17 protein-coding genes are annotated in these 11,582 nt (G+C 53.0%); all 17 read right to left on the bottom strand.

Annotation, left to right across the window (positions count from 1 at the left end; all coding sequences use genetic code 11):
* Positions 1-79: 79 nt before the first annotated feature.
* The 17 genes from H8696_RS07835 to H8696_RS07755 all read right to left on the bottom strand — a co-directional run bounded on the left by H8696_RS07835 (position 80) and on the right by H8696_RS07755 (position 11,446).
* Positions 80-430, bottom strand: a complete 351-nt coding sequence (locus tag H8696_RS07835) for a hypothetical protein (protein ID WP_249316375.1) — start codon at positions 428-430, stop codon at positions 80-82.
* A gap of 10 nt (positions 431-440) precedes the next feature.
* The gene (locus H8696_RS07830) at positions 441-1,208 is read right to left on the bottom strand and encodes a major tail protein (RefSeq protein ID WP_249316374.1); all 768 of its coding nucleotides are present in this window, start codon (positions 1,206-1,208) and stop codon (positions 441-443) included.
* A gap of 4 nt (positions 1,209-1,212) precedes the next feature.
* Entirely contained in the window at positions 1,213-1,602 is a 390-nt protein-coding gene (locus H8696_RS07825) for an HK97-gp10 family putative phage morphogenesis protein (protein WP_249316373.1), read from the bottom strand.
* Positions 1,599-1,976: a hypothetical protein gene (locus H8696_RS07820; protein WP_249316372.1), complete on the bottom strand. Its 378-nt coding sequence runs from the start codon at positions 1,974-1,976 to the stop codon at positions 1,599-1,601. The genes H8696_RS07825 and H8696_RS07820 overlap by 4 nt, the downstream gene beginning before the upstream one ends.
* On the bottom strand, positions 1,937-2,293 hold the full coding sequence (locus H8696_RS07815; RefSeq protein WP_249316371.1) for a head-tail adaptor protein: 357 nt from the start codon (positions 2,291-2,293) through the stop codon (positions 1,937-1,939). The genes H8696_RS07820 and H8696_RS07815 overlap by 40 nt, the downstream gene beginning before the upstream one ends.
* Positions 2,290-2,586 (bottom strand): head-tail connector protein, encoded by a 297-nt coding sequence (locus tag H8696_RS07810; RefSeq protein ID WP_249316370.1) that lies wholly within the window; start codon positions 2,584-2,586, stop codon positions 2,290-2,292. The genes H8696_RS07815 and H8696_RS07810 overlap by 4 nt, the downstream gene beginning before the upstream one ends.
* Before the next feature lie 193 nt (positions 2,587-2,779).
* Complete coding sequence (locus H8696_RS07805) at positions 2,780-4,096, bottom strand: phage major capsid protein (RefSeq protein ID WP_249316369.1); 1,317 nt, start codon at positions 4,094-4,096, stop codon at positions 2,780-2,782.
* Positions 4,097-4,100: 4 nt separating this feature from the next.
* Positions 4,101-4,793, bottom strand: coding sequence for a head maturation protease, ClpP-related (locus tag H8696_RS07800; RefSeq protein ID WP_249316368.1), 693 nt, complete (start codon positions 4,791-4,793; stop codon positions 4,101-4,103).
* The gene (locus H8696_RS07795) at positions 4,794-6,011 is read right to left on the bottom strand and encodes a phage portal protein (RefSeq protein WP_249316367.1); all 1,218 of its coding nucleotides are present in this window, start codon (positions 6,009-6,011) and stop codon (positions 4,794-4,796) included.
* Positions 6,011-7,744 carry a terminase large subunit gene (locus H8696_RS07790; protein WP_407926376.1) on the bottom strand — a complete coding sequence of 578 codons (1,734 nt, stop codon included), beginning with the start codon at positions 7,742-7,744 and terminating at the stop codon, positions 6,011-6,013. The genes H8696_RS07795 and H8696_RS07790 overlap by 1 nt, the downstream gene beginning before the upstream one ends.
* Positions 7,725-8,075, bottom strand: a complete 351-nt coding sequence (locus H8696_RS07785; protein WP_249316365.1) for a P27 family phage terminase small subunit — start codon at positions 8,073-8,075, stop codon at positions 7,725-7,727. Before H8696_RS07785 ends, H8696_RS07790 begins: the two co-directional genes overlap by 20 nt.
* A 104-nt stretch (positions 8,076-8,179) precedes the next feature.
* Positions 8,180-8,464, bottom strand: coding sequence for an HNH endonuclease (locus tag H8696_RS07780; RefSeq protein WP_249316364.1), 285 nt, complete (start codon positions 8,462-8,464; stop codon positions 8,180-8,182).
* 260 nt (positions 8,465-8,724) lie between these two features.
* Positions 8,725-9,132, bottom strand: a complete 408-nt coding sequence (locus tag H8696_RS07775) for a sigma factor-like helix-turn-helix DNA-binding protein (RefSeq protein ID WP_249316363.1) — start codon at positions 9,130-9,132, stop codon at positions 8,725-8,727.
* A gap of 85 nt (positions 9,133-9,217) precedes the next feature.
* On the bottom strand, positions 9,218-9,652 hold the full coding sequence (locus H8696_RS07770; protein ID WP_249316362.1) for a hypothetical protein: 435 nt from the start codon (positions 9,650-9,652) through the stop codon (positions 9,218-9,220).
* Positions 9,652-10,032 (bottom strand): RusA family crossover junction endodeoxyribonuclease, encoded by a 381-nt coding sequence (locus H8696_RS07765; protein ID WP_249316361.1) that lies wholly within the window; start codon positions 10,030-10,032, stop codon positions 9,652-9,654. Before H8696_RS07765 ends, H8696_RS07770 begins: the two co-directional genes overlap by 1 nt.
* Positions 10,016-11,008: a DNA cytosine methyltransferase gene (locus tag H8696_RS07760; RefSeq protein ID WP_249316360.1), complete on the bottom strand. Its 993-nt coding sequence runs from the start codon at positions 11,006-11,008 to the stop codon at positions 10,016-10,018. Before H8696_RS07760 ends, H8696_RS07765 begins: the two co-directional genes overlap by 17 nt.
* Positions 11,009-11,014: 6 nt before the next feature.
* Positions 11,015-11,446, bottom strand: a complete 432-nt coding sequence (locus tag H8696_RS07755; RefSeq protein ID WP_249316359.1) for a single-stranded DNA-binding protein — start codon at positions 11,444-11,446, stop codon at positions 11,015-11,017.
* Positions 11,447-11,582: the final 136 nt, after the last annotated feature.

The raw sequence follows: 11,582 nt of genomic DNA, 5'->3' as shown, positions 1-11,582 counted from the left end.
GGGGTGGCCGTCAGAAATTGTTCCGTCGACCACCCCAGAAGTTTTTGCGCATAGTAAATCTCAGCAATCCAATTATGCTCTATTTTTTTGTCTGCTTTGGGTTCGTTTTTTTTTCGGGCTCAAGGGGCACCTGTTGGGCGATGATTCCGGCAAGCTGCTGCAATATGTCGGGAATATACGCGGGCGGGATTCCGTCCACAACGTCCTTATAAATAAGCTCCGCATCTCCGCCTTCCTTGAGCGCCCCGTAGAGCAGTGCGCAAAGTTCCTCAGCCGAGGTCGAGAAGCTTAATAGTTTTGTCAACAACACGGTCATGGGCTTCCCGCTCTTATCTTCCGCCAACATCAACGCACGGTTCGAGAATTTAACGGGATACTCATCATCTCCCAACCGAATTGTGGCCGGCAGAATCTCCAAAGGCCTAAACATGCCCTACCTCCTAGCTTGCGTCCTGAATATACTCAGTCCAGGCGCTATCCACATACCGCCACATGGTGCCCTCCGCCTTATCGCCGTCAACCTCGGTCAAGACATAGATTGCGGTCTTGTCCTGATTGGATGCGGGCAAGGCGGCTACCGGCTTAATGTTGCCCCAGTCAATTTGTTCCGCAACAGAGTTGTCGAGCTCATAGACCGGTGCCGCAAAAAACTCATCTACGGTAAGGGGTTCCTGACTGTCCGGAACCATATTGGTGTAGTACCGCACACGCCACACACCATTTGCGGCCGGCATAGCATTGATCGTGTAAGTGACGCTGGGCTCCTGCGCATCGTCCTGCGAGGTCCGCTGAGTAAGCTCCGACGCAGGGGACAATTTGCAGCAGGGGTGCCAATAATATACCTTAGAGCCATCGCTTAGATCGGCCCAATACCCAAACGCGAACTCCTTGCTTAGATCCCCGGCAGTGTCATACACATAAGCCCCCGAAGCTTTGGTGCCGAGTGCCTTGCGCTCCGTTTCGGAGGACAGCGCAACGGCGCTGAGAGAAATTGTAGCACCGGTCCTGGACTGGACAATATCATAGACCTTGCCCGAAGCATAGATTTTGCTTTCAGACGACAGCGGGGTAATGCCGATCTCCTTGATAACGGGCTCCTGCACAACCTCCGCTTCATATACAATTCTGTTGCCTGTCTTGGACGCCTGGAAACAAAATAGGGCGTCTCCAACAGTCAGCCAATAGGCCGGCTTACGATACGTAATCATATAATCACTCCATTTCTTTTTGGTAAACCTTGATCATCTCGTCAAGCGCTTTTTCGCCCTTACTGTCCATCGCGGGGCGCATATGAGGAGAAGGGCGCATCTTCATCGTGCCATATTCATGGAAAAACCCGTAATAACCGTGGGCGGATTTTGTTGAATTCAGTTCGCCGCCCCAGCCCACATATTCGGCTTCTTCTGCGGGGTCATATTCCGCGACAATGCTCTTGAATAGTCGCCCCGAGCGGCGGTGCAGCTGCCGCTGAGCATTCCGAAGAGCTTCATCGGCCAAGACCTTACCCGCGGCTTCACAAGCCCTTTCTTTAACCTTGGCATCGGTTATCTTCGCCGCAATCTTCGATAAGTCATCGGCATACTGCAAAAAACCGTCTTTCACAGATCCGTTTGCACCTCCACATCAATAGCCAGATGGTACCAATCTTTTTCCTTTTGCTCCAACCCCACCGCCACGGTCATGCCCGCAGCTTTAAGAGCGCATTTGGCTTGATGAGCAAGCTCGTCGAAGGTCGTCCCATCCTTGCACCAAAGATCGACCTGCCCCCGCGTGATCTCACATAACGGGCGGCCTGATGCGTAGAACGCGGAAACGTTGCTGTAGAGCCAGACCACAAAAAAAGTATCCGCGTCCGGATAAAGAGTTGTATTGTGGCTCGTGCGCTCAACAGGATACCCTAAGGGGATCAGCGCTGCACGAATGGCCTCGATCACATTTAGCCGGGTACGTACCGGCTCACCTTGATTTCCAGCCATCTGCATCGCTCCTCCACGTTATCTATGCTTATAATCTCATACGGATCGGGATCATCTCCGCGATAAATTCGACATTTGGGCGTAATCTTTGGACTGTAACGCATCGTAAGTGTCGCCGGATCTTTGAGCTGCAAAGTCGTTGCCGTGATCGCCTCCGCGCCATGCGCGTTAACCCATTTACAGCGCACAGACACTCCATCTCCAAAGACATTATCCCAGGTTTCGGAAACATATCCACCCACGCTTGGCCCTGCCCCTTGCGGAGTGAGGACTCGGATGGCTGTCTTTAACTCCCCTGAATTTGCCGACTTGCTCATGGTCCATCCTCCACCGCATGCCTAAGCTCCAGTACAAATGCGTCGATCATTTTTTGGGCGGCCTCCGTTGTGCCCGTCTTGTAGGACCCGCTTACGGTAAGCCCCCGATTATCGTAATAGTACGCGGCCAGTGCATAGATAAACAAATCGTATTGAGCATTGTTTTGGAGGGCTGGAATCCCTGCTACTCTAGCCTTGGCTATAGCAGCATCTAGACATATCCTTGCGGCTCCCTCAGTGTCATCCGGCATAAGGCCCAGATATTCTTTGAGCCCATCCAAGGTTGCAGCCATGCCAACCACCTACTCCTTGATCATTTTCTTCGCCAATAACGCCTTGGCCACCATCTCATCTCTTATATCCACCTTCTGGCCCGGCATCTTACCATTGACCCGGTATCCCGGCCTTACCGTATACTTCATCCCGTCACCTCCTTTATCAGGGAAATGGGAGGGCATTGCCCTCCCGCACTATACGCCATTCTCCTCAAGCGCCGTACTGAATCCAGTCACTATTGGCATAAATCCACATCGTCCCAGCAGCACGATCGCCATCAGTCGCCGTCAGCACATACACCGTGCCCTCTTTGATATCAGTTGCGGGCAATGCAGCCACCGTCTTGACATCTACAACCGTGGGCTCATCATCCGCAGGGTTAGGATCCTGACCGACCTCCGCAATTCGGAACGCGCTCTTGAGCAGGATCTGATGGTCAAACCAGGCCGTCAACACGAACTTGTAGAGGCCTTTGTCTACGTCCTTGTCCGTGTCATAGGAGGTATTGATGTCATAATTAAGCTGCGCATACCGGAAATCACCCACAATGGGCTTAACAGCGCGGTCCACAAATACGACCGGAATCCCGATGATGTCCTCGGGCTTTTTGCCCCACAACGCCGCAGATCCATTCGCGAGATCGGAAATCATGTTAACGTAATCGATGCGCCGCATGACCACTCGGGCGTTCTCAGCAAACATGTCCGGCAGGTCCGCGTAGGCTGCCATAATAGCAGCGAGCATCGTGGTGCCATAAACCTTGCGAATTCCAGTACTATTGCTGTAAAAACTCATATGCGCCAATTCGCTTGCAGGATTTGCGTCAAACTGTACCTTCTTTTCCTTAGCAGCAAGTCCGGAGCGCAGTGCATTCTCGATAGTGCTCACAAGGTTGGTGGTAGTGCCGCGGTACACAGTATCACTTACCTGCGCCTTAACCTTGCTCTTATGACGGCCAAACCTCACCATATCCCCATCCATCGCCAGTTCCTTTGCTGTCTCGGAATCGGTTACAAAGTCATCATCATCCAGCGTAAAATCCAGCTTAGGCTTTTCAAGATTGGTGATATTGGTCACCTGCTCGATTTGCCGCATAGGGTTAATCTCCATGGGTTCGGTAATAATTTCATTGCTCACGTTGACGGGCAGGAGGTTATCACCATTGCCAATGGTGCTGTCCCCGGCAGGCACAGCACCAAGGAGAGCCATTACCTCTCGTGGCACCACCTGCTGCGCCAGCGCAGCACGATAAAATTTAGCCCTTGCCTCTATCTTTTTTGTTTTTTCATCGGGTTTCGGCTGAGCTTCCATCTGCTGCTTGGTTTCAGCTTCCATTCGGTCGTGTTCCTCCTTAAGCTCGGCGAACCGCTCTCCAAGCTCGTCTCTTTTAGCTTTGGCTGCCCGAATTGTCTCGATGGATGTTTCGGGGTCTGCTGCGTGCGCGGAAATCCAATCCCGCTGCGCGTTAAGTTCGGCTCCTACCTGAGCCATAGCTTCCTTGATCTGATACAACGTCATTTTCTTCATCCTTTCATCTTCCGTTTTCGGCCAAAATTCTACGTCGTTCTTCCATTTCGTCCATTTCTCCGCTGGCCTTTACATTTCTAGCAGCTTTAAGCAGGCCGTGGTGAGCTACGCTTGCAGCATACTGTGCCGCAGCTTTCAGCTCTGCATTATGATCAATAATTCTATCCGCGAACCCCATCTTAACAGCTTCCTGAGCATCCATCCAATAATCACCGTCCGCAATCATCGCACGAATTGCCGCCTCGTCACGCCCTGTACGCAGTGCATAGATCCGTATCATGCCTGCATCAATCGCCTTGAGCTCTCCAATGATCTCTACCAACTCATCCTCATTACCACAAGCGTAGGCCCAAGACTTATGGATCATCATGGATGCTCCCGGAGCCATCAATATTTCATCGCCACCCATGGCAACAACGGACGCCGCTGAGGCCGCCAGCCCCACCACTTTTACGGTGACTTTCCCACGGTATTCTTTGAATGCTTCATAGATCGCACAAGCCGCAAAGGGGTCCCCGCCGGGGGAATTGATTTTTACGGTAATATCCTTGCCCTGGCCCTGTTTCTTAAGGTCGGCACGGAATTCTTGCGGCGTTACTTCATCTCCCAGCCATGTCTCGCTGGCAATCGTCCCTTCAAGCAGCAATTCCGGACCGTCAGTATACGGATCCTTTGCCCAAATCCAACGTTTTTCCACTTAGTTTCTCCCTCCCAACAACAGTTCTGGCCGATTCACTGCTACACCCAGCGGTATCATATCTCGGCTGATTAACAGCTCGTCCCCATTTTCACGCGGCGGCTTTCCGTATTCCTCGCGAATTTCGTTCGGCGTTTTCCACGAGCTCCGCACCGCCTTATAATTAACTTCCGCCATGGTGGCCGCATCCGCCCTCAGGGCCGCTTGCATGTCGAATTTCCAGTGGTACCCCTGTTTTCGCTGTTCTGGCGCCAACAGTTTGCGATCCAGCTCTTGCTCGTACATGCGTACAATAGGCAGCATGGTCAGGCTCAAAAATTCAAGCATTTGCTGTTCCATCGTGGACAAGGCTGTATCCGAGTAATCGCCAAGCAAATGGGGCGGCAAATTGTAAACCATGGCCACTTTGCTCCGAGTGATCCGCTCCACCTCCAGTAGCCTGGAATCGACCGGCGATAGGTTGAGAGCGGACGCTCTCACGCCGGACTCCAGCAGCAACACATTGCCGCCTGTCTTGCGGTACGCCTCCACAAAATGTTCAAGCATCGCTGAACGCTGGGCATCCCCCAAATTCGCCGGTGCCTCCAAGACGATCTGAGCATTGATCCCCTTGTCCAATTGATCCAATGCAAATTGCTTGATCCTCTGACTGTAGTCGATTGTACCAAACAGCACCGACACCGGATTTACACCGCAAATGCCCGATGTCGAGACAAATTGCAGATGGATCACGTAATAGTTGTGTATCCAATAGGTCTTATCCCCATCGGTAATCTGATACCATAGCTCCTTTGTGCCTGTATCCATGTAAGGCGTTACGCGCATGGGATCCAGGATATCCAACCTCACCGGCTGCATGGCGGAGTCCATCACCTTGAGTGCGTAAGCATTCCCAGATGTGTCCCGACACGCTTCCATGGTCCGGAAAAAATTACAGCTTGTCATATTGGGGTTTGGAGCCGCTGACAATAGATCGTTGAGGGCGTTATTTTCGGGATTTAACCCCTTATAGAGGCGCACCGGCATAGCGGATAAAGCGTTGGAAATTCGAGAAACTGCCGCAAAAATGATCTCGCTATTTTCCAAGGAATGATCCCCAGGCGAAAATACACTCGAAATTCTCTGGACCAAAACTTTGAGAGGATCCTCTCGTGGTTGTGCTTGCGCAGCCTGCACTTTTGGCTTGTGCAGCCGTCGAAATCTATTAACGATATCCATTAATTCACCTCTTTGAGATTGATCACCGTTACCAGATGGGCGTCCGGTTTTATCCCCGGTTCGGGGTGGGCTCGCATGTACTCCGTGTGCGCATTAAGCAACGCTGCAAAGCCATCGATCTTGCGATAACGATTCTGCTTGGTGGGCAACCAGTTACCCGCTCGGTCCCTACATACTTTGACATTGCTCAAATACCAATTAAGCATGCGGTTATTATTGTGGACCACCTTCCCCGCTAAAAACAGCTCCTTGAGATGTTTTACCGGCGCGTTTAGCGTATAAGCGCCCTGTCGCACGGCCTCTAATTTAAATCCGGCCTCCGCAAGCTCCTGGACCAGGAAATGTGCATTGGCCGGATCGTATCCAATGGTCTCAATCTTATATCTTTTAGCTTGCTCTACAAACCAACGGTACACATCGGTGTAATCCACAAATGCACCTGCCGAAATGGTGAGCAGGCCCTCCCGGACAAGGCCAGCATAATCTAATCCTTCCCGGTCAATATCGACCTTTTTTTGGGTTGTCCAACTATGGGATAACGCAAAAATGGCACCGTCACCAAGATCGAATTCCAGGCAGGCACTCGTATAATCCTCCGTTTCGGACAGATCAAATCCGCCATGGCAGCGCTGCCCCTGCAACACTTCCATGGGTAGGTATCGAGAATTTGCGCGGATGGTCTGTGCGTCGAACATGCTCAGCTCATCGGTTTGCGTAAATACGTTGAGCTGTTTATTGATGAAATCCGAACGTTCTTCCGGAACCAACTTTGCTCTATCCCAATCCTCCTGCAAATCAGAAAGTTGGTACAAGACTCCCATGGAGGGGTTGGCCTTGATCCAACATCTGCAGTCGTTGGGGTCGTCCTCCTCGTCAATCTCCGCAATGTAGGCAAAGAATCGATCGGCTACAGACGCCTTTACGGCGCCAGTCCCGTTTAGCACGTCCGTGGCCAGTTGATAGAGCTGTATCAATGGGCCATTAAGCTGGGTGCCCATCGTGGATATATAGATGATCAAGGGGTTTTTACGTTTCTTCTTCATCGGTCGCTTGATTACATTGATTAGCTTCCAATCCGTAAATTCGTGGATTTCGTCAAAAATAGCCAGATGGGGATTGAGCCCATCTAGCTTTTTAGAATCGCTCGCCCTTGGCTGGATTTTACTGTTGGTTTTGTCGTAATAAATCACACTCCGCAAAGCGCGGAAATGCTTGTTGAGGAGGTCACTGTTTTTGATCTGGGCCTTGCACTCCTCAAAGATGATACCGGCCTGTTCCTTGCTGTTTGCCAGGAGGTCCACCTCTGCTCCGCGCTCCCCGTCCTTACTGGCCCCATACTCGGCGTTCCCGCCGACAATCGTGCTCTTTCCACTGCCACGGGCTACCAGAATCAACGCCTCACGATAGCGGCGCAGCCCCGTCGTCTTTTCAATCCAGCCATATACATTTCCCTCGACAAAATGCTGCCATCCCAATAATTCCATTCGGTCAATTTCTCCCTTTGTTGGGCGACAAAACTTTTCGATGAAATTAATCGGTCGATAAGCTTTCCCTAAATCGAATACCCATGGAAACTTTGGATCACGCATCCTGTGGAGGTCATCCAAAAATCGTTGACAAGCTTGGATGACTTTGCGACAAGCAATAATTCTGCCTTGCAGCACGTCATCAGCATATTGATAACATTTGCTGGCCAGAATCTCGGGGGCAATATCAGTAATCGTCAAATTCATCGCCGCCGTTTTCGGAAGGAGCGGCGTCTGCGCCAAATGCCTTACGCTGAGCGGGCGTTAGTCCCATCGACTTTAGTAACCCATTCAGTGTCTGCACCGCCTTGGCCATTTCTATGATCAGGGGGTTCTTTGTTTTGTTCGTCGCTCCCGCCTTGTTCGTGTAGTCGTACAACATGCCGTTTTTAGAGACCTCGGCGCGCAGCCGCTGATAGAAATCATAGGTCTCCGCATAAAGATCCACAAGTTCCATGTCCGAGTCCTGGTAATTCCCAGCATCCTTCAGCCATTTGAGCAACCTTGCTTTTGCCGCTGCGGCTTGTGTTCTTGGCATCTCAATACCCCCTTTCGTGACAAATCACCCTTGCAGTGTAAACGACAGGCCACAGCCGCTCCCTGTAATAAAATGTAATAATATTGGAGGGAGGGGGGATGGTATTAGGGCTTAATCACTCTAACGCCATCCCAACTGCATGGTCCATCCGCTGCCCCTTGGCCTCGATTAGGATGCAACTGGTTATGACACTGTGCGCATACACTCTGGAGGTTGCCTATATCCAATGCCTGCGCAGGGTAACGATCCACAGGACACACGTGGTGTACTGTAGTCGCCCGTTTCAACTTGCCTGACAGCAGACAACGCTGGCATAGATAATGATCGCGAATCAATGCTTGTTCTCTCAGTCTTTTCCATACAGCCTCATGATAGAAGTCCTTCGCCATCATCCGTCTCCCATTTATTGGGCCCTCGCAAAATATCTTGTGGGCTCTCCACAGGATAATCGTTGACCTTCTTATGTACATCTTCCGCCTAATCGCTCCACGGCTCCCACCCCTGCCTTGTATCTCTCGGATACATCTGAGCGATTCATACCCTTGTAACCAAATTCCAAAGCAAAGCCGCCCGAAGAATCTCCGGACGGCCACAACATATTGCGTGCACGCTTGCCTTGCAGCTTTACACGATACTATTTTAGCACGGATCATAGTGGGTTATCGTGGGTATTTTCCAAACGGTGCAATGCTTTTCGATGTAGTTCCTTGCACCAATCCTCTGAATAGTTAAGCCTGTTCCCTACCTCCCACCACTTGAGCCCATCCACATAGCGCAGCCGCATGATCTCCTGTTCAAGGCTGGGCAGCGTTGCCAATGCCTCGTCAATGACGATCAGCTCCGTCTCGTATTCCAGCACCTGGGCTTTTAACTGCTCCTCCAGCTCCAGCAATCTGGCCACGTCCGTAGCCATGCGGTCCCGCTCTTTGGAGGCTCCTCCGGGAAGATCCCTGATTCGGATCGCCGACCCCTCCAGCGACGCACGGATCCTGGCTATGCGCTCCTGGAGGCCCTCTATGTGCAGTCTCAAATTCCGGACCGTATGTATGTCAATCATTCCCTTGCATCCCGCCTCCCGATTATGATATAATATCATTATTAAGAGTACCGTTTTCACTCTTTGCCCCGTCTTTCGGGGCTTTTTATTTGCCCTGATATGGACAGTCCCGATCGCTCTTTGGCATAATCCCCAATTTGAGCAATCGCTTGCGCTTTTCGCACCGTTTGATCTCCTTGCACGCTTTGAGACACAGCGCACAATCCGATATGCTGTCCTTCAGCAGTTCCTCAATGTCCCGCGGGTCCACCACGATCATCTCCCGTTTTGCCGCCAGCCGCTCGTTTGGGATCACCCGAAGCTCGCACTTCTCAAAGTACCGGATCAGCTCCACCGCCTGATCCTCGTCCACGCCTTCCATCAGCCCGTCCAACACCCGCCGGCAGTAAGCCCGCGCCATCCTGGCGTCCCGTACCGGCACATTGAGCCGCTCCGGCGGATGTTCCAAAAGACCGTCATAGTAAGACTGGGTCGCCGCACAGCTGATGATATAGTCCCGCATGTCCGCATTCATGTACATCAGCGCGTCACCTCCAATTCCACCTCAATCCTCGGATTATCCCGATCCACCTCGAACCGGTCCCGGAACCCCTCGATATGTTTCCACCCGTCCCCGGCCAGCACGCCCGCTTTGACCAGCGCGTCCTGGATCACCTTGCGCCCGTAGCTTGACACGTTATCCTTGTCCCGCCTCCTGCTGGGCTCGTACCAGGTGTAGGTCATTGTTACTGGTCCGTCAAAATGCACCCCATGGAGCTGGCGCCGCGCATAGCTCATGACCACATGCTCCGACTGGTTTTTGAGCTTCGCCGCCAGATACTTATTGCGCCGCTCCGCATTGATGTACTCGTTGAGGCCCGGCAGCGTGCCCTGGATCACAAGCTTAGTCCGCCTGCCCATGACCACTCTCCACCTCCGCAATCGCCGCGAAAAACGGGTAGAATTGTTGCGGCACCACCGCGTTGCCTAGGCATCTAAGTCGGTCCACCCTATGGGGTATCCCATCAGCCACTCGACCCACGCCGGGTTCAGCCGGCCACCATGCCCCTCCGTCGCTACTTGATCGCTTAAATTGCGGCTCCTCGGGTATTGCTGCCCCGTCCCCGTCCTGTGGTCCCTTGCAACCGGCGTGGCGTACATCTTGGCGTAACCGCTCAACGTAAGCACCGGCTTGTCGTGATTCCCACGGCTGTATTGATAATCCCCGCTTTCCCGCGCTCTGGGCGTCGGGAACAGTGCCGCAACCTGGTCCAGTCTCGCAAAGCTCTGCCCGCCTTGTTTGTTTTGGTGACGTATGGTCCCGTTTCGGGTCATAATCGGATTCAGCGCCGTCCTGCCCGTGTCCGACGCGCTCGGCGTGGGCCAAATTGTTGGCGCACGCAATAATCGCGCATCTGTCCCGCCTGTGCGGGGCGTCGACGGCGCAAGCCGGAACAACAAACGTCCTTGCGGCGTACCCCTGACCTTCCAGGTCAGATAGCACCTGGTCGAGCGCCATATTGACGATTCCAGCAACATTTTCTCCAACAACCCAAGCGGGCTTGAGCTCTGAAATAACTCGCAGCATTTCCGGCCAGAGGTAACGGTCATCTGCCTTGCCTCTTCGCTTCCCGGCCACACTGAACGGCTGGCAGGGGAACCCGCCGGAAATAACGTCAACTGTTCGAAGTCCTGTCCGCTCATGGTAACTCTCCTTGGTCAGCGTCCGGATATCCCGCCATCTCGGCACATCCGGCCAATGTTTTTCCAGCACCCGGGTCGGATAATCCGCCCATTCACACTGCCCAACCGTGTGAAATCCCGCCCACTCCGCCGCCAGGTCCAGACCGCCGATCCCGGTAAACAGGCTGAGGTGAGTAAGCGCGTCAGGTCTCATCTTCCTCTACTCCCACGGAAACGGGTCCGCCGCCTGGGCCTCGCTCACCCAATCGTCCTTGGGCGGCGCCGAATGCGCATCCTGCTCCCGCTTGGCTGGCGCTTCATCCTTCGAGGACTCGCCCCTTGGCGTGAGGAAATCCACCTCGTTGGCCTGTATCTCCGATACCCACCGTTTCACGCCGTCCCTATCCGTATAGCTCCTGATTTGCAGCGCCCCGCTTACAGCCACCTTTCGCCCTTTGGCGAGATACTTGGCGCAGTTCTCCGCAAGATCACGCCAGACTACCACCGGAATAAAATCCGTGGGCGTGTTGCCGTCCTGATCCCTATAGCGGCGGTTCACCGCCACCGTGAAACTGCATACCGCATTCCCCTGTTCCGTGGCACGAAGCTCCGGGTCCTTGGTTAGATTGCCGACGATGCAAATTTTATTCATTCGCTGCCTCCTCCTCGGCTCTATTCGCCGTTCGTATGATTTCGCGCATAACCCCCGGAAGTATCTCGCTTAGTGGTGTAAGCTTGCCGCTGCACACCGAAAAATCGCATGACCTCCGGTTTGAATGCCGTGTCGA

Origin of the sequence: Gehongia tenuis (assembly GCF_014384795.1) — a bacterium.
Classification (GTDB): domain Bacteria; phylum Bacillota; class Clostridia; order Christensenellales; family NSJ-53; genus Gehongia; species Gehongia tenuis.
This window is presented reverse-complemented; position numbering and strand designations above follow the sequence as displayed.